The organism is Noviherbaspirillum album (assembly GCF_035916955.1).
Lineage (GTDB): Bacteria > Pseudomonadota > Gammaproteobacteria > Burkholderiales > Burkholderiaceae_D > Noviherbaspirillum > Noviherbaspirillum album.
This window is the reverse complement of record NZ_JAWIIV010000007.1, coordinates 1-18,918: the sequence shown is the minus strand read 5'-3', so window position 1 is coordinate 18,918 and position 18,918 is coordinate 1. Positions and strand designations below refer to the sequence as shown.

Sequence of the window (18,918 nt, the reverse complement as noted above, 5' to 3'; positions counted from 1 at the left end):
CCCTTGCGGGCCAATGTCGATTTACTCGACTTCCAGCGTTTCTTCCGGCGCCGACGGCGGAGGCACATCTCCCTCGGCAAAGTCGAGCTTGATCTGCTCCTTGTCGTCCATGTCCACTGTCACACGGCCACCGGAAACCAGGCGTCCGAACAGCAGCTCGTCTGCAAGCGCCTTGCGGATCATGTCCTGGATAAGTCGGGACATGGGCCGCGCGCCCATGAGCGGATCGAAGCCCTTCTTCGCCAGGAACTTGCGCAGGCTTTCGGTGAACACCGCTTCGACCTTCTTCTCGTGCAACTGCTCTTCCAGCTGCATGAGGAACTTGTCGACCACGCGCAGGATGATTTCCTCATCGAGCGGCTTGAAGCTGATGATCGCATCAAGACGGTTGCGGAATTCCGGCGTGAACATCCGTTTGATATCGGCCATCTCATCACCGGCTTCCTTCTTGTCGGTGAAGCCGATCGAACGCTTCTGCAGGCTTTCCGCGCCGGCATTCGTCGTCATGACGATGATGACGTTGCGGAAGTCAGCCTTGCGGCCGTTGTTGTCGGTCAGCGTGCCATGGTCCATGACCTGCAGCAGGATGTTGAAGATATCCGGATGCGCCTTCTCGATTTCGTCGAGCAGCAATACCGCATGCGGCTTCTTCGTGATCGCCTCGGTCAGCAGACCGCCCTGGTCGAATCCGACATAACCCGGAGGCGCGCCGATCAGCCGGCTCACCGCATGCCGCTCCATGTACTCCGACATGTCGAAGCGGATCAGCTCGATGCCCATGATGAACGCCAGCTGCTTCGCCACTTCCGTCTTGCCCACGCCGGTGGGACCGGAGAACAGGAAGGCGCCGATAGGCTTGTCGGTCTTGCCGAGGCCTGCGCGCGCCATCTTGATGGCGGAACCCAGAGCCTCGATGGCCGGATCCTGGCCGAACACGACATTTTTCAGGTCGCGATCGATGGTCTGCAGCTTGGTGCGGTCATCCTGGTTGACCGACTGCGGAGGAATGCGCGCAATCTTGGAAATGATTTCCTCGATTTCCGACTTGCCGATGGTCTTCTTCTGCTTCGACTTCGGCAGGATGCGTTGAGCCGCGCCCGCCTCGTCGATCACATCGATGGCCTTGTCCGGAAGATGCCGGTCATTGATGAAGCGCGCGGCAAGCTCCGCCGCCGAGGTCAGCGCGGAAGACGAGTACTTCACGCCGTGATGCTCTTCGAAACGCGACTTGAGGCCACGCAGGATCTGCACGGTCTGTTCGACCGTCGGCTCGTTGACGTCGATTTTCTGGAAGCGGCGTGACAGCGCGTGATCCTTTTCGAACACGCCACGGAATTCCGTGTACGTCGTCGCGCCGATGCATTTCAGCTGTCCGCTGGACAGGGCCGGCTTGAGCAGGTTGGAGGCATCCAGCGTGCCGCCCGACGCGGAACCCGCTCCGATGATGGTGTGGATCTCATCGATGAACAGGATGCCATTCGGGTTTTCACGCAGCTGCTTGAGCACTGCCTTCAGGCGCTGTTCGAAATCGCCGCGGTACTTGGTGCCCGCGAGCAAGGCACCCATGTCGAGCGAGTACACCACGGCGTTCTGGAGCACTTCCGGAACATCGCCCTGGGTCACCCGCCATGCCAGGCCCTCGGCAATCGCGGTTTTCCCGACGCCAGCTTCGCCGACCAGCAGCGGGTTGTTCTTGCGGCGGCGGCAGAGCGTCTGGATAACCCGCTCCACTTCGGACTCGCGGCCGATGAGGGGATCGATCTTGCCGTCGGCAGCCATCTTGTTCAGGTTCTGTGTGAACTGATCAAGCGGGCTTTCCTTCTGCTGCCCTTCGGCCTGAGCCTCTTCGGAGCCTTCAGGAGCCTTCTGGGAATCGACCTGCTGGTCCTTGCGCACGCCATGGGAAATGAAATTCACCACGTCGAGACGTGTGACTCCCTGCTGGTGCAGATAGTACACGGCGTGGGAATCTTTTTCACCGAAGATCGCCACCAGCACATTGGCGCCCGTCACTTCCTTCTTGCCATTGGAAGCGGACTGGACATGCATGATGGCGCGCTGGATCACGCGCTGGAAGCCCAGTGTTGGCTGGGTATCCACTTCGCTCGTGCCCGGCACGGTCGGCGTATTGTCGCTGATGAAATTCGTCAGCGTCTTCCGCAGATCCTCGATATTGACTGCGCATGCGCGCAGCACTTCAGCTGCCGACGGGTTGTCGAGCAGCGCGAGCAGCAAGTGCTCGACCGTAATGAACTCGTGCCGCGCCTGACGGGCTTCGACAAAAGCCATGTGCAAACTAACTTCAAGTTCCTGCGCAATCATGCTTCCTCCATCACGCATTGCAGGGGATGTCCTGCTTTTCTCGCGTGGGTTAAAACCAATTCCACTTTAGTGGACGCTATGTCTTTCGGATAGACGCCGCACATTCCTTTTCCGTCTCGATGAACCTTGAGCATGATCTGCGTCGCGGTTTCCCGGTCCTTGTTGAAATACTCCTGGATGATCGCGACTACAAATTCCATTGGCGTGTAGTCGTCATTCAAGAGCAGAACCTGATACATCGGCGGAGGCTTGAGCTTCTGCTCTTGCCTAGCAATTACCGTACCGTTGTCATGCTGAGTTGCCATGCGTTTAATCTAAGACTTTCCACGGGTGACATGCGCCCTGGTAAAAGATATTCCATACGTATACCGATCTTACGCCCTTTCTGCGTATTGCGCAGATAATGCCCGATCGCCCAATTTCAAGAATTCTATTCTGCATTACGCTTGCAAAAACTCAAAAAGTCCAGCGGAACTGCCTTGACTTTTATATTTTTTGCAGGAACAATGGTATCAGTTGACAAACAGAGCATTGTCGTATTGTCAATATGAAGTGAGCAAGTTATAAGAGGGGGCAGCGTGTCGCGAGGCTTCTTGCTTTTACGGCTCGTGTGATTAGTTATTATTTGAAAGACGCTTTTATGGCAACAGGTACCGTCAAGTGGTTCAACGATTCCAAAGGCTTCGGATTCATTACTCCGGATGACGGCGGTGAGGATTTGTTTGCCCACTTCTCCGCAATCCAGATGAATGGCTTCAAGACTCTCAAAGAAGGTCAGAAGGTTCAATTTGAAGTCACGCAAGGCCCGAAAGGCAAGCAAGCTTCAAATATTCAAGCCCCCTAATCACATCGATTAGCAAGAGCACCGAAAAGCCCCGCCAAGCGGGGTTTTTTTTCGCCTCGCGTTTTTTGCCTCGCGTTCGGGAAGCGCTTGTTGCAAGATGGGCTTGGTACCAGCATCCATGTTGCGCGACATGCCGCTCCTGCATTCCGTAACTGCAGACTTTTTACGTGCTTTACAGAAATAGCGGTAAAGTTATGCGCCATGAAGCTTCGCCAAAAAATCCTTCTCGTCGCCATCACGCCGCTCATTGTTGCATTGCTTGCAATCGCGGTCGCGGTGAGGCACCAGGCCAACCTGCTCGCGCAGCAGCAGCGGGCGTCGGTCGAGACTGCCTATGTGGCAAGCAAGGAAACCGAATTGAGCCATTACGTGGCACTGGCCACGCGCTCGATCGCCCATCTGTACGAATCTGGCCAGAACGACGACGAAACGAAGGCGAAAGCCATCAACATCCTTGCATCCCTCGACTACGGGGATGATGGCTACTTTTTTCTGTATGACTTGTCAGGCAAGAGCCTCATGCATCCGCGCCTGCCGGACCTGGTCGGCAAGAATCTGTGGGAGCTGCGTGACCCGGAAGGAAATCCCACAATCCAGAGGCTGATTTCAAAAGCCAGGTCCGGCGGCGGCCTGGTCCGCTATCTGTGGGAAAAACCGTCCACACGGAAAATGGCGCCGAAGCTAGGCTATGTGGTCATGCTAGAACGATGGGGCTGGATGCTGGGCACCGGAATTTACCTTGACGATGTCGATAACGCCCTTGCAAAAATCGATGCACAAAATTCCGTCAACATCCGGAGCACGATGCTATGGATTGCCGTCATTGCCATCGCAAGCGCCCTCACGGTCGCACTATCGGGGCTGGCATTGAATATCAGCGAGCATCGGGTGGCGGATGCCAAGCTGCGCGTCCTTGCGCAGCGCGTCGTCCGGTCCCAGGAGGAAGAACGGGCGAGGCTTTCCCGTGATCTGCATGACGGCATCAGCCAATGGCTGGTTTCCATCAAGCTGCAGGTGGAATCCGGCATCGCCAAGCTGGCCACCAATGCCTCGCGGCCGGATAGCGCGCGCGTGTCCTTCGACCGCGCCGCAAACCAGTTGAACGACGTGCTCGGCGAAGTGCGCAGGATATCGCATGACCTTCGTCCCGCCCTGCTTGACGATCTTGGACTGGCTGCGGCACTCGATCACTTGGCGAGCGAATTCCGCGAACATACCTCCATCGAGGTCGACTTCCTGTCGGAAGGGAACACAGAAGGCTTGTCCGATGTTGCGAACACGGTCATGTTCAGGATCGCTCAGGAAACCCTGACCAACATCAAGCGCCACGCCGCCGCAAGCTCGGTGCGCATCCGGCTTACCGGCGGCAAGCAGGAAATCAGCCTTCGCATTGCCGACAATGGCATCGGATTCGATGTGGCCGGCGTGTCGCAACATCCCAAACGCGGGATTGGCTTGCGCAACATGCACGAGCGCGTCAATACTGTAGGCGGCAGGCTGGAACTGAGTTCGTCCGGCGAAGGCACCACCGTCATTGCCATCCTGCCTCGCGCGTAACCAACGTGTAACCTAACCATGCAGACTCCGCCTTTTGTCCATATCCTGCTCGTCGATGATCATCCTCTGGTGCGTGACGGCCTGCGCGCCCGGCTTGAAACCATTCCGCATTTCGAAGTGGTGGCCGAGGCCGGCAACGCCGCCGAAGCCCTGGGGCATGCTGCCAGGCAGTCGATTGACCTCGTACTGATGGACATCAACCTGTCCGGAATGAACGGCATCGAATTGACAGGCCGATTCAATGCGCTCTATCCGGAGATCGCGGTGCTGATGCTCAGCATGCATGACAAGGCAGAGTACGTGATGCAGGCCATCCAGGCCGGCGCACGGGGCTATGTTCTCAAGGATGCTCCTGCCATGGATATCATCACGGCGATTGATACCGTCATGTCGGGAGGCATCTACTACAGCGCAGGGCTGACCAAACAGCTGGCGCGGCCGATGCCGCCGGCGCTGCTTCTGACTCCCCGCGAACGGGAAGTCCTGCAATGCATTGCCACCGGCAAGTCGAACAAGCACATTGCGCGGGACATGAGCCTCAGCGTGAGAACGATAGAAACGCATCGACTGAACATCAAGCGCAAGCTCGGCATAGAAGGCCAGGCGGACCTGATTCGCTTCGCACTCGAACAGACGCAGATCAGGTAGCGAGCGGCGCACGCAACGAGGCGCAGCAATGGAAAAGGCCGGAATAATCCGGCCTTTTCCATTGCTGCGCCGTCGGGCGCGTGTCGGCGCGTAGGCAGGTCGGCGCGTTGGTGCACAGCCCATGCAATCGGGCCTGGCCAACACGCCGATCGAATCACATGTTCGAAATCATGACGTCACCGAACCCCGAGCACGACACCTGCGTGGCTCCATCCATCAGGCGCGCGAAGTCATAGGTGACCTTCTTGGACGTGATCGATTTTTCCATCGAGGCGATGATCAGATCCGCTGCCTCGACCCAGCCCATGTGGCGCAGCATCATTTCCGCAGACAGGATCACCGAACCCGGGTTGACGTAATCCTTGCCGGCGTATTTCGGCGCGGTACCGTGAGTCGCTTCGAACATCGCGACGGAATCGGACATGTTTGCACCGGGTGCAATGCCGATTCCGCCCACCTGCGCCGCAAGTGCGTCGGAGATGTAGTCGCCGTTCAGGTTCAGTGTGGCAATGACACTGTATTCATTCGGACGCAGCAGAATCTGCTGCAGGAATGCATCGGCGATCGAATCCTTGATGGTGATTTCCTTGCCGGTCTTCGGATTCTTGAACTTGCACCACGGGCCGCCGTCGATCAGCTCGGCGCCGAATTCCTTCTGCGCCAGCGCGTATCCCCAGTCACGGAAGCCACCTTCCGTGTACTTCATGATGTTGCCCTTGTGAACCAGCGTCACCGAAGGCTTGTCGTTGTCGATGGCGTACTGGATCGCCTTGCGGACCAGGCGCTCGGTGCCTTCGCGCGACACGGGCTTGACGCCGATGCCCGAGGTATCGGGGAAACGGATCTTCTTGACGCCCATTTCCTTCACTAGGAACTCGATGACCTTCTTGGCGCCTTCGGAACCCTCCGCCCATTCGATGCCGGCATAGATATCTTCGGAATTCTCGCGGAAGATCACCATGTCAGTCTTTTCCGGTTCGCGCACAGGTGACGGAACGCCCTTGAAATACCGCACCGGCCGCAGGCAGACATACAAGTCGAGTTCCTGGCGCAGCGCGACGTTGAGCGAACGGATGCCGCCGCCCACCGGTGTCGTCAGCGGCCCCTTGATCGACACCACATAGTCTTTCAGGACCTGGAGAGTTTCCTCCGGCAGCCATACGTCCGGGCCGTACACCGTGGTGGATTTTTCACCTGCGAAGATTTCCATCCAGCTGATCTTGCGCTTGCCGCCATAGGCCTTGGCCACTGCTGCGTCAACAACCTTGATCATGACCGGGCTGATGTCCACGCCGGTACCGTCGCCTTCGATATAGGGAATGATCGGATTGTCCGGCACGTTCAGGGAAAAATCGGCATTGACGGTGATTTTCTGGCCGTCGGCAGGCACTTTGATATGTTGATACATCGTAGGCTCCGTGGGTTGGGAGTAAGGGAAAGGCCGTCTCTTACTTTGAAATTTTGTCTTCAAAGGATGCCCGGTCTTACACAGGACACAAGACCGATATCATATTAATGCTCCACTATTTTACTGGATGCCATCGCTTTTGCTTTGAGCGCCGCCACGGGGTTTCGCACCGCGCGGATCTCTTCTGCATTCGCCTGCGCGCCTACGGCCCCCGGAGACAGGGATAGCGTCGCGCCCTGCCGCATTCGTTTGCAGGCCCTGAGCAATCAACGCGTAAAATGCCGCCTTATGCATGCTGCATTACGCGCCCAACCGATCATTACCGAACCCTCGTGCCCCTGATTCTGTTCAACAAGCCATTCGACGTCATGTGCCAGTTTTCCGCCCATGAACGACGGAAAACCCTGGCCGACTATCTCGATATTCCCGGCATCTACCCTGCCGGCCGCCTCGACGCCGATAGTGAAGGCCTGGTGCTTCTTACGGACGATGGAAAGTTGCAGCACCGGATCAGCCATCCCGATAGCAAGCAGGCCAAGACCTATGTGGTGCAGGTTGAGGGTTCGCCCGATGACGATGCCCTCGCGCGCTTGAACGGCCCGCTCGATCTCGGCGATTTCGTGACCAGACCTTGCCATGCGAGACGAATCGAAGAACCGGAATGGCTGTGGGAGCGTCATCCTCCCGTTCGTTATCGCAACGCCATTCCCACAAGCTGGATCGCCTTGACGCTCTCGGAAGGAAAGAACCGGCAGGTGCGCCGCATGACGGCGGCCGTAGGACTGCCGACCCTGCGCCTGATCAGAATTTCGATCGGCCCGTTCGCACTGGCCACCCATCCCCTCTGGCCAGGCGATTGGCGGGAAGTTTCTCCGGCTGAACTCGATCGTGGCTAGGACATATTCCTTGTCGATCAGCCAGTACCGATCCCGGCTTGGGATTGGTATAAGCTCTCGACAGCTGACAACGGCTGACAACGGCCAGCAATAATCCGACAATACCCCGATAACAACCGCAAATCATTCCCGACGATGAAGGCTCAATTCCTACCCCACCTGATCATTGGCGCCGTCATGGCAACTCTCGGCGCAACCGCATGGAGCCAGCAACCTGCAAAATTTCCAACGATTTCCCTGAATGCCGGCATGCATGTCATCAAGGCCGAAGTAGCGGCAAAGGATGCGGAGCGGCAACAGGGACTAATGTACCGGGAGCGGATGGGGCCGAATGAAGGCATGGTATTCGTGTTCGATGGGCCGGCGGGTGTCTGCATGTGGATGAAGAACACCTACATTCCGCTATCGGTTGCCTTCATTGATGAAAGCGGGAAGATTATCAATATCGAAGACATGCAGCCGCAAACAACCGATTCGCATTGCGCGAAACGGCCGGCGAGATATGCGCTGGAGATGAACCAGGGATGGTTCAGGCAAAAGAATATCAAGCCCGGGACCGCGATCCAGGGCTTGCCGAACTAGCCGGAATCAGCGGAAGTCCTGGCAACGCAAGGATGCATGAGGGATGCGTTAGTTAGTCAGGCCGCCTTGCCGCTGCAGCGACAGTGAAAGCAGCAGTAGCAAGGTGGCATCAGCAATAACGAGCAAAACCCGCGTGGCACAGGCCAAGCGGGTTTTGCTGGATTCTACTAATTCGTCTCGCGATCTGCTATCGCGTCGGGGCACTACGCAATACAGCGCAGGTCCGCCTTGCGACAGTATCAGGCCAGCGCTTTCAGAGCGGCTGCCAGACGGCTCTTGTGGCGAGCTGCCTTGTTCTTGTGGATGATCTTCTTGTCGGCGATACGGTCGATCGTCGAAACGGAAGACTGGAATACTTGCGATGCAGCGGCCTTGTCGCCTGCTTCGATCGCCTTGCGGACAGCCTTGATCGCCGTACGCAGTGTCGAGCGCTGGCTGGAGTTGTGTGCGTTTTGCTTGACTGCTTGACGAGCACGCTTGCGCGCCTGTGCGGTATTTGCCATTTATTATTTCCTAAATCGAAATCGGACTGCGTTCGCAGATTGCGAGACAGAATTCTGTAAAGCTGCGGATTATAACGCAGTTTTTAGGGATAGATCAATCGTGACCTGCTCCTATTTCCGCGAGGGTCATCTGCGGCGAAAATTCCGGCCGAATGCTGCGGCTATAATTGCGCCCCATGAATCTTCTCAAAACGCTTGCCACCGTTTCCGGCATGACTATGCTGTCCCGCGTCACGGGGCTGTTGCGCGAACTGCTTATCGCGCGGGCTTTTGGCGCATCCGCCTACACGGATGCTTTCAATGTCGCTTTCCGTATTCCCAATCTCCTGCGCCGCCTGTTTGCCGAAGGTGCCTTCTCGCAGGCTTTCGTACCCATTCTTGCCGAATACAAGAATCAGAAAGGCGAGGCGGCGACCAAGGAACTGGCCGATCATGTCGCGACTGTCCTGATCTGGGCGTTGGTACTTACTTGCATTCTCGGCATCGTGGCGGCGCCGGTCGTGGTCTATCTCATTGCCACCGGACTCGCGGACGACCCGTCCGCCTACTCGTCCGCCGTACTGATGACGCGCATCATGTTTCCCTATATCGGATTCATGGCATTCGTTGCACTTGCCGGCGGCATACTCAATACCTGGCGCCAGTTCCGCATTCCCGCAGTGACGCCGGTCCTGCTGAATCTGTCCTTCATTGCCGCTTCGCTGTTCGTCGCTCCCCATATGGAGCAACCGGTCTATGCGCTGGCCTTTGCCGTGGTGGTTGGGGGCCTGCTGCAAGTCGCCATACAGATTCCGGCTTTGCTCAAGATCGGCATGCTGCCCCGGATCGGCTTCGGGTTGAAAGCAGCACTGCGGGATCAGGGCGTTCGGCGCGTATTGCGTCAGATGGTGCCGGCCATCGCCGCGGTGTCCGTCGCCCAGATCAGCATCATCATCAACACCAATATCGCGTCGCGCCTTGCCGCCGGCAGCGTATCGTGGCTGACCTATGCCGACCGCCTGATGGAGTTCCCGACAGCGCTGCTCGGCGTGGCGCTGGGCACGATTCTGCTGCCCAGTCTTTCAAAAGCGCATGCCGACAAGGATGCCGAGGAATACTCGTCCCTGCTGGACTGGGGACTGCGGCTGACTTTTCTGCTTGCACTGCCTTCGGCGGTCGGGCTTGCCACCCTGTCGGAACCGTTGACGACCACCTTGTTCCATTATGGAAAGTTCGATGAACTCGCTGTCAGCATGACGGGACAGGCACTGATTGCCTACGGCGTCGGCCTGATCGGTTTGATCGTCGTAAAAATACTCGCGCCTGGGTTTTATGCGAAGCAGGATATCCGGACCCCCGTGAAGATCGCGATTGTCGTCCTGATTACGACGCAATTGCTGAATCTGGTTTTCGTTCCTTACTTCAAGCATGCCGGACTCGCGCTGTCCGTCGGCGTCGGTGCATGCCTGAATGCCAGCCTGCTTTACTTCGGGTTGAGGCGCCGCAAAATCTACACCCCGCACAAGGGATGGGGCATATTCTTCATCCGCATCTGTGCAGCCTTGAGCCTGCTGGCCGGGGTCGCGTTATGGACAGCCGGCAATTTCGACTGGATAGGCCTGCAATCCCGCCCATGGCATCGCGTCGGGGCACTTTCGCTGGTGATGCTGGCCTGTGCGGTAACTTACTTTGGATCGCTTCTGGCGATGGGTTTCCGCTTCCGCGACTTCAAGCGCATGGGTCGCTGACGCCGTCCGATTGCCATGCTGCCCTTTCAATGGCGGCGGCATGGGTTATGATGGACATGTATGGTAATCCAATCTCTAGAATACTTTGCCTCGCTAGTACAGCAAGACGACACCATCCCGCTGTTCGAAGCCGCGCTGGCGATCGCTCAGGATGCAGAACCGCAACTCGATCTTGCCGCGACGCAGGTGGAGGTCGACATTCTCGCGGCCCGGCTGCAACGCCGGCTTGCGCCGGATGCCTCCAGCGTGCAAAAGCTCAGGCTGCTCAACCACTTCTTCTACCGGGAGCTTGGTTTCGCAGGCAACGTGAACGACTACTACGATCCGGACAACAGTTACCTGCACAAGGTCATCCGCACGCGCAGGGGCATTCCGATTTCATTGGCGGTGCTGTACATGGAGCTTGCCCAGCAGATCGGATTGAATGTGAAGGGCATCTCCTTTCCCGGTCATTTCCTGATGAAGCTGTCGGTGCAATCCGGCGATATCGTGCTCGATCCGTTCAACGGCGCCAGCCTGTCGCGCGAGGAACTCGAAGAACGGCTGGAACCCTATTTCGAGCACCAGAGCTATCCCGGCGCAATCCCGCTGTCCTACTACCTGCATGCCGCACATCCGCGCGAAATCCTGGTGCGGATGCTACGCAACCTGAAGTCGCTGTTTTTCGAGCACATGCACTGGCAGCGCCTGCTGGGCGTGCAGCAGCGCCTGCTCATTCTTCTTCCGGAGGAGATCACGGAACGCCGTGATCGTGGCCTGGCCTATGCCAACCTGGAATGCCCGCAGGCCGCGCTGGACGATATCGAAGCCTACCTGGCCGAACGTCCGTATGCGCCCGATGCCGAAACCCTGCGCGGCAAGCTGCCGCAGCTGCGCGAGGCCTGCCGGCGCCTGAACTAGCGCCGGCTGTGAACCGGCGGAGGCTTAGTTCTTGGTCTTCGCCTCGATGGCTTCCCATTTTTCCAGGCTCTCGAGCAGTTGCTCGTCGATTTCCGAGAAACGCTGATTGAGCCGCTGCACTTCGTCGGGACGCTGGCGATACAGCTCGGGGTCTGCCAGCTGCTCCGAGATCACCTTCTGCTCCGCCTCAAGCGAGGCGATCAATGCCGGCAAGGCTTCCAGTTCGCGCTGCTCCTTGAAGCTCAGCTTCTTCGGCTTGCTGCCGACACCCGCGGAGACCGCGCCACTATCCCGGCTTTCCGTCTTGCTGTCGGGCCTGGCCGCAGGCTTGGCTGCCGGTTTGGCGCCGGCAGCCGCGCGCACCCTTTCCCAGTCGGTATAACCGCCAACGTATTCGCGCCAGAACCCGCCGCCTTCGGCGACAATCACCTGCGTGACCACATTGTCGAGAAACATGCGATCGTGGCTAACCAGGAACACGGTTCCGCTGTATTCCTCGAGAAGTTCTTCCAGAAGTTCGAGCGTGTCGATGTCGAGGTCGTTGGTGGGCTCGTCCAGCACCAGCACATTGGCCGGCTTGGCGAACAGCCGCGCAAGAAGCAGGCGGTTGCGCTCGCCACCGGACAGGGATTTCACCGGCGAACGGGCACGCTCGGGTGCGAACAGGAAATCGCTCAGGTAAGTCATCACGTGCTTGCGCTGGCCATTGATTTCCACCCAATCGCTTCCGGGCGAGATCGTATCCGCCAGGCTGGCTTCTTCGTTCAGCTGCGCCCGCATCTGGTCGAAATAGGCAACCTGCAAGCGCGCGCCCTGCTTGACCGAGCCGCTGTCGGGCTGCTCCTCACCCAGGATCAGCTTGAGCATCGTGGTCTTGCCGGCACCGTTCGGCCCGATCAGGCCCACCTTGTCGCCGCGCATGATGATCGCGCTGAAATCCTGCACGATGGATTTGTCGCCATAGTGCTTGGAGATATCGGTCAGCTCCGCGACGATCTTGCCGGAGCGCTCCCCCGACGACACGTCCAGCTTCACCTGTCCCTGCTGGTCGCGGCGGGCGCTGCGGGTGCGGCGCAATTCCTCCAGGCGCTTGACCCGGCCTTCGTTCCGTGTGCGGCGCGCTTCCACGCCCTTGCGGATCCAGACTTCCTCCTGCGCAAGAAATTTGTCGAACTTGGCATTCTCGATGGCCTCGATTTCAAGCTGTTCCGCCTTACGGGTCTGGTAAGCGCTGAAATTGCCCGGAAAGGACAACAGCCTTCCCCGGTCGAGTTCGATGATGCGGGTCGCGACATGATCCAGGAAGGAGCGGTCGTGGGTAATGAAGAGAATGCTGCCCTTGAAATCCCGCAGCAGGGACTCGAGCCAGAGGATGGAAGTGAAGTCCAGGTGGTTGGTCGGCTCATCGAGCAACAGCACATCCGGCGCACCGACCAGTGCCTGGGCCAGGGCGACGCGTTTCTGCGTGCCGCCAGACAGCGTGCCCATGATCGCATCCTTGTTCAGGTTCAGCCGGGCCAGGGTCGTCTCCACCCGGTTGCCGATGCTCCATGCGTCCGCGGCATCCAGTTTTGACTGGATGGCGTGCATGCGGTCCATCAGCGCATCATCGTTGCCGCCGCCAAGCTGGGCGGCAAGCTCGTTGTATTCGTTGAGCAGCCCCGGCAGTTCGCCGAGACCGGAGGCTACCGCGTCGAAAACGCTCATCTCCTCCACGAACTGCGGCTCCTGCTGCACATAAGCGATCTTGATTCCCTGCTGCATGACGAGCAGCCCGTCGTCCAGCTTGGACATGCCGGCGATGATCTTCAGAAGCGAGGATTTGCCGGTGCCGTTGCGGCCGATGAGCCCGACCCGTTCACCGCCTTCCAGGGAAAATTCAGCGTGATCGAGCAGGGCGACATGCCCAAAAGCCAGTTGAGCATCGGTAAGTGAAATGACTGCCATAGGAAAATGCGTATGCGGTGAATCCGGTCGCGTCGACGGGAAAGGAGGAATGAAGCCTGCATTGTACCCATTGCAAAACAATGAGAGGATTTTCTGTCCCGGTCTCGGCTATAATTCCGGGCGTGACGCGGATTCAGTGCGTCAACATCCCGCGTGTCTCGCCGTAGTTCAATGGATAGAACGAGTGCCTCCTAAGCGCTAGATACAGGTTCGATTCCTGTCGGCGGGACCAATCCCCTCTGGTTTCCCTTGAAATCAGCGCCTTGGTTTCCTCTTGCGGCAACTTGCAATGCAGAGCGTGACAGACAATCCCGTGCGCGGTCGCTGTTTGTCTTTTGCCTGCGGCCCATGTCGGGCCCAATGATCCAATGATGGGCTTCGGCTTACTGCCGCATTGCGCCTCGGCCGCCATGCCCTTCCATTGCAGGGGGCCGACCTCCCGGAACGCCGGGACCCGATGCAGCACCGCGCCCGCGCCTCGGATGCGCTTCGCCTTGAGGGGGTGGATGACGATCGGAATGCGCACCTGAATGCGGGCCGGGATGCAGAGACCGGGTCTCCGGCCGTGGGGCGGAATGATGGTGCGAATACGGTCCGTTGCCCCGGTGCCGATAGCCGGGATGCCGCTCATGGTCACGCTCGCGATAACGATATCCTGGACCATAAACCGGCGGACGCACATAGACCGGCGGCCCGTAAATCGGGCGCGGTGCTTCATACACCTGATAGACCGGATAAGCCTGGCTGTAGACGTGCACCGAAGACTGGACCGGATAGGGCTCGTCGATCGGAACGGCAACACATCCGGCCAACAGCACAGCAAGCAAGATGGGGACGACCGTGAGCTTCATGATGAGCCTTATGATGATCCTGTACACAGCATACGAGCCGGCCGAAGACCAGCCTGCCCTACTGTATGCGACCACTCGTGGTTCTCCCCACCGAAGTTACGCAATGTAACAATGTGAATGAAAGCCGCCGCACACATCTCGTTCCGCATGGTTATCTTGAAATGTCCCGCAGGCACGGGTTGCTGACAAAATCGCGCGGGCTTGATCTGGGCGAATGTACCGCGAGACAGGTTTACGCTTTAATACGATATTAAAAAAATTGAAACTTTCCCATGCCGAAAACCACCTGCCCGGATTGCAAGAAGAGGACGGATTCCATGAAATCATCCTGTCCTCGATGCGGTTTTCCCCTGACGCCACCACAAATTCCACGCCGTCGCGTGTTATCGGACACACCCGTGCAAACGGGCGGATTCACCAAAATTCTTCTCGGCGTCAGCGGAGTCTGCGCCGCGGTTCTTCTTCTCCAGGATTGATCCCGAACGGAATCCGCCAAGCCTGATCACCGATAGCCATCGGCATCAGCCATGACCCTCCCGGCAATGCGTCATCCGGTTTGACGCGGCAGCGAATGGAATGGGTGGAATGGGCGCAATAAGTGCGTCGAGTGTTATCGGGCCATCCATCGGGCATCGATGCCGCTCCTTCCATTGCATCGACATCTCCTTAACTCAACAATCCTCATCGGGCTTCAACAGCGCTGCGTTTTGGCGAGAGAATCAATACGCCCTCCAGGTGCAAACGCATCTGTCGGGTGTTCCCGTCTCCTCCCTGTTATGGGGATTGGCCCGCGATCGACCAGTGTAGTGCGTTCGCGGGATTTTTTTATTGGGGGATTGAATTCGATGTACAGGATTTTCGCTCAAGAATGAGCTATTGCATGCCTGCATAGCAGCACACGGGATCGAATGCCAGTCTGCGAGGGGATTGGGACACCACGCAAGCACTATGCGGTATCCCGCCTTTGAGAGCGCGGAGATGAGGTCTGCATCCCGGTTTCACCGAGCGCGTGGCCTATCGCTGCCGCATGCGCGGCAGAAACCAGCCAACTCGATTCGTGGCGGCATCAAGCAACCAGAGCATCGCTCTGACATTACTTCGATTGCTGTCGCTTTTCCATTTGCGCATTCAGGCGCAGCACCAGCAGGTCATATTCCACACTGGCCTGATACTCGTTCTTGGCCTTGTGATACGAAGCCGCGGCAATCTCCACCAGCTTTTCCATTTCCTGAGGATTCAGCCGGTCGGATACGGAGGCAAGACACTTGGCATGCTCGCGCACCATGGTCGTCCATGAGGTATCGCTGCTGGCCTCGTAGGTCCTGATGATTTTCATGATGTCGGCCGGGGTCATGATGTCCTCTGATGTGATTAGATTATCAACATTAAGCCCCACGCCGACGGTTTCCGGCTTGTGTCGCCTCAAGGAATTTCCGTGCCTGGCTTGATCATGCTCGGGTGCATGCCCCCGGCACCGCTTCAGCCCCAAGCTCAGGGCCAAGGCGCCGGCGTGACATCGCGGAACTGGCCCGCCTCGGAATTTCCGGGCGGATCCGAAGGATCTTCGCCGTTGCTGAGCTTTGGGCCCAGTATCTCGCTCAGTTCGCGGCGCGATTCGGTGAAGTCGGAAGCCAGCAGCGGAAATTCCTTGTTAGGCCAGTGCTCGATTGCCCAACGGCTATATTCCTCGAAACGCTGGGCAAGTTGCGCCGCAAATTTGTCGCACTCCGCCTTGCTTGCCATCTGCTTCTCCTTTGCCGCCGTTCGTGGCAGCAGCTCCCGCTGCTGCCTGGTTGTCATTCCAATGCCGCACATCACCAACTGATACGGCTTGCCGTCCTTGTTGCAGTTACTGTTTCTGCTGTGTTTTTGCCGGGTCGGGCCGGACGTCATCCAGTTTGGTGACTTCATCAGGCTGGATGCCAGCAGGTAATCCGATGTCATCTATGCCGATGGGATTTTCCTTGGTGCGAACAACTTCGCGGTCACCCTTGCCGACTTCCACCGTGCTCTGCTTTTCATTGTTCATATCGCCTCCAAAACAAATTAGACGATGGCCTTTCATGATGGTTCGTCGCGTGGTTCGTAACGCCCTGGCATTGCACCCGCGCACCAGAACTATCCGGAAGCACGGCCATCATACAAAGCGACCGGGACGCATCCATATTTGCGTCGACCCTGACATGAAACACATCTTGCGCCGCTGGCGCGGATGCAATCGCAAAGGAGAAATGCAATGCCACCCGAAACCCGACACTTGATGGATGAAGCGGACATTGGCAGCGGAGAGAAATCTCCCGGACAGCAGGATGTGGAGCGCGACGAGCTTGCGCTGGGAGGCGAAGACGCTTCGCAACCAGCCGGACGCATGCTGCAAAGCGGAACGCACCTGGCACGCATCATTGCTGTCAAGCAGCCGGATGATACCTTCGAGGCCCAGGTCTACGTGCGGCTCACGCGCGAGCCGGAAATCGCCGAAACCTATATTCCCGCCGGCATGTTTCCCACCGAGGAGGAAGCCTGGAAGGCCGCGCAGGAACGCGCCGAGCGGGCATTCAGGGAAAACGAATTCTGAAACTGCGATCTCGCAGGACTGCTCCATGTTCTCCCGTTCGCCGCATTGCCTGATTCGGTCCATCCGGTGATTGAGGCGAACGGAACGGCACACGGGCCGTCTTCGGTCCTGTCTTACCGCTCCTTTTGCGATCATTCACGATCCGGGTTCGCAAGCATGAACTAGCATGCGCAGGCCCATGTGCGCTTATCATTCCACGTTCGAAAAACCTTGATCTGCCGAATGGAGTGTCATGAAGTTGCGTGCCTTGCGTCCGAACACGTTCCGAATCTTTCCCCTTGCGATCACCACACTGCTCATCACGAGCTTGAGCGGCTGCATCAGCGACAGGCCCGCGCGTGAAGAAGCGGAGAAACAAGCCAGCCTCAGCGACAAGGGCGTGACAGTCTATGCCGCCGGCGACATTGCCGACTGCAAGCAATACCGTCCGCAGGACAGCGGCGCCGCGAAGACCGCCGCCCTGGTTTCCGCAGGGCTCATGGCCGACCGGGAAGCGGCGGTGCTGACACTCGGGGATCACACCTATCCGGTGGGCCTGCTGGAAGAGTTCACCGGCTGCTACGACGCCACTTGGGGGAAATTCAAGGACCGCACCCATCCTTCTCCGGGCAACCATGAATACTATACGCCGCAAGCGACCGGCTATTACCGGTACTTCGGAAACGCTGCCGGCCCGCATCAATCCGGGTACTACAGCTTCAGGATCGGAAGCTGGCATGTAATCTCCCTCAACAGCTATCTCAAGCCGGAGGAACACAGCAGGCAGCTCGCATGGCTGCGCAGGGACCTTGCCGCCAATCCTTCCTCCTGCACGCTCGCTTACTGGCACCATCCGCTGTACAGCTCCGGCGGCCACGGCAGCAGCAAGCGCATGCAGGAAGCATGGCGCATCCTTCACGCGGCCGGCGCGGAACTTGTCCTTGCGGCGCATGATCATGGTTATGAACGCTTTGCGCCGCAGGATGCTGACGGCCAGCGCGATGACCGGCGAGGCGTAAGGCAATTCGTGGTGGGTACCGGCGGTGCGCAGCTGACGCCCTTCCGCTTCCGCAAATCGCACAGCCAGGTCAGCGACAACACGACGCTGGGCGTGCTCAAGCTGAATCTGAAGGAGAAAGGCTATGAATGGGAATTCCTGCCGGTGGAGAAGGACGGCTTCAGCGACCGCGGCGCCACGCTATGCCATTAGAGCGCTTTCGGTTTGACCGGACCAGACCCGACTTGATTCAACGCAGGCAACCCAACCCATGATAGCGGGAGTCAAATGAGCATCAACCCCAACGATAAGCTGCGCCTCTTTTTTGCGCTCTGGCCCGATGACGCAGTCAAGACCGCGCTGATGCAATTGCAGGCGCCTATGCAGGGCCGCTGGATACCTTACGGAAATCTGCATCTGACGCTGGCATTTCTCGGCATGCAGCCCGCTTCGGTCGTCACGACGGCGAAAGAGATACTCGCGCAATTGCAGCCGAGAGACGAAACCCTCGTCATCGACAAGGTCGGCTACTTTCCGCGCAACCGCGTAGCTTGGGCCGGCACGCATCAGGTACCGGACGGACTGGCCTCGCTTGAGCAGGAGCTGCATTCGGCACTGAGCGCGCGCGGCATTGCCTATGACCGCCACGGCACGTTCAAGCCGCATATCACGCTTGCCCGCGACGCCTCACTTCCGGCCGACATAGTTTTCGATCCGATCGTCTGGCGCGCGCACCATGTCGTCCTGGTGCAGTCGGTCACCGGCAGCGACGGCTCGGTGTACGAAGTCGTCGCCTCGCGCTCATTGCATGACCCGGCACAGGGCGGGAATGCATCCTCGTAGGAGGCTGCGCCGGACGGCGTTCGACGAACGAATCGGCAATGAAAAAGAGCGGCAGCGCCGTAATGCCGTTCAGTTAAGGTTTTTCTTGAGGACCCGAACGGTGTAACGATGTGGCAAGGCCTTCACGGCCCGTTCGATTTTTCGGCCGGGCCGTTGTTCATTCAAGAGCATGACCAGGCGCTGACGAAGGCGCTGTAGTAAAGCGGGCAGTTTGCCCTGGGCTCGGGTCACGGCAGCCCAGTGCAACTCGTATTGGATGGCATGGAAGGCGCGGATGAAGCTGATCTCGGTCGGCTCGCACTTGACCTCCAGCGCTGCCTTGGCCATTTCCAGTCGTAT

The 18,918-nt window shown here is 58.4% G+C and carries 20 protein-coding genes, 1 tRNA gene and 1 pseudogene; 12 read left to right on the top strand and 10 right to left on the bottom strand.

The genetic code is table 11. The features are described from left to right. Positions 1-21 precede the first annotated feature (21 nt). Both clpA and clpS read right to left on the bottom strand, forming a co-directional pair. Positions 22-2,322, bottom strand: coding sequence for an ATP-dependent Clp protease ATP-binding subunit ClpA (clpA, locus tag RY831_RS10190; protein ID WP_326506231.1), 2,301 nt, complete (start codon positions 2,320-2,322; stop codon positions 22-24). Beyond that, positions 2,319-2,627 carry an ATP-dependent Clp protease adapter ClpS gene (clpS, locus tag RY831_RS10185; RefSeq protein WP_151636641.1) on the bottom strand — a complete coding sequence of 103 codons (309 nt, stop codon included), beginning with the start codon at positions 2,625-2,627 and terminating at the stop codon, positions 2,319-2,321. Before clpS ends, clpA begins: the two co-directional genes overlap by 4 nt. A gap of 335 nt (positions 2,628-2,962) precedes the next feature. Here clpS and cspE point away from each other — a divergent pair, with 335 nt between their 5' ends. The 3 genes from cspE (at position 2,963) to RY831_RS10170 (ending at position 5,371) form a co-directional block, all read left to right on the top strand. Next, entirely contained in the window at positions 2,963-3,166 is a 204-nt protein-coding gene (cspE, locus tag RY831_RS10180; protein ID WP_009665919.1) for a transcription antiterminator/RNA stability regulator CspE, read from the top strand. Positions 3,167-3,367: 201 nt separating this feature from the next. After that, the gene (locus RY831_RS10175; RefSeq protein WP_326506230.1) at positions 3,368-4,723 is read left to right on the top strand and encodes a cache domain-containing protein; all 1,356 of its coding nucleotides are present in this window, start codon (positions 3,368-3,370) and stop codon (positions 4,721-4,723) included. An 18-nt stretch (positions 4,724-4,741) separates the two neighbouring features. Continuing rightward, positions 4,742-5,371: a response regulator transcription factor gene (locus tag RY831_RS10170; protein WP_326506229.1), complete on the top strand. Its 630-nt coding sequence runs from the start codon at positions 4,742-4,744 to the stop codon at positions 5,369-5,371. A 154-nt stretch (positions 5,372-5,525) separates the two neighbouring features. Here RY831_RS10170 and icd read toward each other — a convergent pair whose 3' ends face one another. Further along, the gene (gene icd, locus RY831_RS10165; RefSeq protein WP_326506228.1) at positions 5,526-6,779 is read right to left on the bottom strand and encodes an NADP-dependent isocitrate dehydrogenase; all 1,254 of its coding nucleotides are present in this window, start codon (positions 6,777-6,779) and stop codon (positions 5,526-5,528) included. Positions 6,780-7,111: 332 nt separating this feature from the next. Here icd and RY831_RS10160 point away from each other — a divergent pair, with 332 nt between their 5' ends. Continuing rightward, entirely contained in the window at positions 7,112-7,675 is a 564-nt protein-coding gene (locus RY831_RS10160; protein ID WP_326506227.1) for a pseudouridine synthase, read from the top strand. A gap of 177 nt (positions 7,676-7,852) precedes the next feature. Next, positions 7,853-8,257 (top strand): DUF192 domain-containing protein, encoded by a 405-nt coding sequence (locus RY831_RS10155; protein ID WP_326506428.1) that lies wholly within the window; start codon positions 7,853-7,855, stop codon positions 8,255-8,257. 239 nt (positions 8,258-8,496) lie between these two features. Here RY831_RS10155 and rpsT read toward each other — a convergent pair whose 3' ends face one another. Beyond that, the gene (rpsT, locus tag RY831_RS10150; protein WP_194720929.1) at positions 8,497-8,760 is read right to left on the bottom strand and encodes a 30S ribosomal protein S20; all 264 of its coding nucleotides are present in this window, start codon (positions 8,758-8,760) and stop codon (positions 8,497-8,499) included. A gap of 176 nt (positions 8,761-8,936) precedes the next feature. Between rpsT and murJ the strand changes: the two genes are divergently transcribed. Next, on the top strand, positions 8,937-10,487 hold the full coding sequence (murJ, locus tag RY831_RS10145) for a murein biosynthesis integral membrane protein MurJ (protein WP_326506226.1): 1,551 nt from the start codon (positions 8,937-8,939) through the stop codon (positions 10,485-10,487). A 60-nt stretch (positions 10,488-10,547) separates the two neighbouring features. After that, the gene (locus RY831_RS10140) at positions 10,548-11,387 is read left to right on the top strand and encodes a SirB1 family protein (protein ID WP_326506225.1); all 840 of its coding nucleotides are present in this window, start codon (positions 10,548-10,550) and stop codon (positions 11,385-11,387) included. Positions 11,388-11,411: 24 nt separating this feature from the next. Here the strand turns inward: RY831_RS10140 and RY831_RS10135 are convergent, their stop codons facing one another. After that, positions 11,412-13,334 carry an ATP-binding cassette domain-containing protein gene (locus RY831_RS10135; protein ID WP_326506224.1) on the bottom strand — a complete coding sequence of 641 codons (1,923 nt, stop codon included), beginning with the start codon at positions 13,332-13,334 and terminating at the stop codon, positions 11,412-11,414. 157 nt (positions 13,335-13,491) lie between these two features. Here RY831_RS10135 and RY831_RS10130 point away from each other — a divergent pair. After that, positions 13,492-13,566: transfer RNA gene (locus RY831_RS10130), tRNA-Arg, on the top strand. 151 nt (positions 13,567-13,717) lie between these two features. Here RY831_RS10130 and RY831_RS10125 read toward each other — a convergent pair. Further along, the gene (locus RY831_RS10125; protein WP_326506223.1) at positions 13,718-14,185 is read right to left on the bottom strand and encodes a hypothetical protein; all 468 of its coding nucleotides are present in this window, start codon (positions 14,183-14,185) and stop codon (positions 13,718-13,720) included. A 214-nt stretch (positions 14,186-14,399) separates the two neighbouring features. On the opposite strand from RY831_RS10125, the gene RY831_RS10120 reads away from it, so the two are divergent. Further along, a complete protein-coding gene (locus RY831_RS10120; RefSeq protein WP_326506222.1) occupies positions 14,400-14,687 on the top strand; it encodes a hypothetical protein in 288 nt (95 codons plus the stop codon). Positions 14,688-15,278: 591 nt separating this feature from the next. On the opposite strand, the gene RY831_RS10115 is transcribed toward RY831_RS10120, so the two are convergent. The 3 genes from RY831_RS10115 to RY831_RS10105 form a co-directional block, all read right to left on the bottom strand. Beyond that, a complete protein-coding gene (locus RY831_RS10115) occupies positions 15,279-15,539 on the bottom strand; it encodes a hypothetical protein (protein ID WP_326506221.1) in 261 nt (86 codons plus the stop codon). A 137-nt stretch (positions 15,540-15,676) separates the two neighbouring features. Continuing rightward, on the bottom strand, positions 15,677-15,985 hold the full coding sequence (locus RY831_RS10110) for a hypothetical protein (protein ID WP_326506220.1): 309 nt from the start codon (positions 15,983-15,985) through the stop codon (positions 15,677-15,679). Between the two features lie 49 nt (positions 15,986-16,034). Continuing rightward, the gene (locus RY831_RS10105) at positions 16,035-16,214 is read right to left on the bottom strand and encodes a hypothetical protein (RefSeq protein ID WP_326506219.1); all 180 of its coding nucleotides are present in this window, start codon (positions 16,212-16,214) and stop codon (positions 16,035-16,037) included. Positions 16,215-16,421: 207 nt separating this feature from the next. Here RY831_RS10105 and RY831_RS10100 point away from each other — a divergent pair, with 207 nt between their 5' ends. From RY831_RS10100 to thpR, 3 genes are all read left to right on the top strand, one after another. Continuing rightward, positions 16,422-16,760, top strand: coding sequence for a hypothetical protein (locus tag RY831_RS10100; RefSeq protein WP_326506218.1), 339 nt, complete (start codon positions 16,422-16,424; stop codon positions 16,758-16,760). A 232-nt stretch (positions 16,761-16,992) separates the two neighbouring features. Continuing rightward, the gene (locus RY831_RS10095) at positions 16,993-17,949 is read left to right on the top strand and encodes a metallophosphoesterase family protein (protein ID WP_326506217.1); all 957 of its coding nucleotides are present in this window, start codon (positions 16,993-16,995) and stop codon (positions 17,947-17,949) included. 75 nt (positions 17,950-18,024) lie between these two features. Then, complete coding sequence (gene thpR / locus RY831_RS10090) at positions 18,025-18,579, top strand: RNA 2',3'-cyclic phosphodiesterase (protein WP_326506216.1); 555 nt, start codon at positions 18,025-18,027, stop codon at positions 18,577-18,579. A gap of 69 nt (positions 18,580-18,648) precedes the next feature. Here the strand turns inward: thpR and RY831_RS10085 are convergent. After that, positions 18,649-18,918, bottom strand: a pseudogene (locus RY831_RS10085) (IS4 family transposase); the annotation flags it as partial.

Bases quoted from the DNA above. Each gene is read 5' to 3' on its own strand.
- clpA (WP_326506231.1), bottom strand. From the start codon at position 2,322: ATGATTGCGCAGGAACTTGAAGTTAGTTTGCACATGGCTTTTGTCGAA.
- clpS (WP_151636641.1), bottom strand. From the start codon at position 2,627: ATGGCAACTCAGCATGACAACGGTACGGTAATTGCTAGGCAAGAGCAG.
- cspE (WP_009665919.1), top strand. From the start codon at position 2,963: ATGGCAACAGGTACCGTCAAGTGGTTCAACGATTCCAAAGGCTTCGGA.
- RY831_RS10175 (WP_326506230.1), top strand. From the start codon at position 3,368: ATGAAGCTTCGCCAAAAAATCCTTCTCGTCGCCATCACGCCGCTCATT.
- RY831_RS10170 (WP_326506229.1), top strand. From the start codon at position 4,742: ATGCAGACTCCGCCTTTTGTCCATATCCTGCTCGTCGATGATCATCCT.
- icd (WP_326506228.1), bottom strand. From the start codon at position 6,779: ATGTATCAACATATCAAAGTGCCTGCCGACGGCCAGAAAATCACCGTC.
- RY831_RS10155 (WP_326506428.1), top strand. From the start codon at position 7,853: ATGGCAACTCTCGGCGCAACCGCATGGAGCCAGCAACCTGCAAAATTT.
- rpsT (WP_194720929.1), bottom strand. From the start codon at position 8,760: ATGGCAAATACCGCACAGGCGCGCAAGCGTGCTCGTCAAGCAGTCAAG.
- murJ (WP_326506226.1), top strand. From the start codon at position 8,937: ATGAATCTTCTCAAAACGCTTGCCACCGTTTCCGGCATGACTATGCTG.
- RY831_RS10140 (WP_326506225.1), top strand. From the start codon at position 10,548: ATGGTAATCCAATCTCTAGAATACTTTGCCTCGCTAGTACAGCAAGAC.
- RY831_RS10135 (WP_326506224.1), bottom strand. From the start codon at position 13,334: ATGGCAGTCATTTCACTTACCGATGCTCAACTGGCTTTTGGGCATGTC.
- RY831_RS10125 (WP_326506223.1), bottom strand. From the start codon at position 14,185: ATGAAGCTCACGGTCGTCCCCATCTTGCTTGCTGTGCTGTTGGCCGGA.
- RY831_RS10120 (WP_326506222.1), top strand. From the start codon at position 14,400: ATGTACCGCGAGACAGGTTTACGCTTTAATACGATATTAAAAAAATTG.
- RY831_RS10115 (WP_326506221.1), bottom strand. From the start codon at position 15,539: ATGACCCCGGCCGACATCATGAAAATCATCAGGACCTACGAGGCCAGC.
- RY831_RS10110 (WP_326506220.1), bottom strand. From the start codon at position 15,985: ATGACAACCAGGCAGCAGCGGGAGCTGCTGCCACGAACGGCGGCAAAG.
- RY831_RS10105 (WP_326506219.1), bottom strand. From the start codon at position 16,214: ATGAACAATGAAAAGCAGAGCACGGTGGAAGTCGGCAAGGGTGACCGC.
- RY831_RS10100 (WP_326506218.1), top strand. From the start codon at position 16,422: ATGCCACCCGAAACCCGACACTTGATGGATGAAGCGGACATTGGCAGC.
- RY831_RS10095 (WP_326506217.1), top strand. From the start codon at position 16,993: ATGAAGTTGCGTGCCTTGCGTCCGAACACGTTCCGAATCTTTCCCCTT.
- thpR (WP_326506216.1), top strand. From the start codon at position 18,025: ATGAGCATCAACCCCAACGATAAGCTGCGCCTCTTTTTTGCGCTCTGG.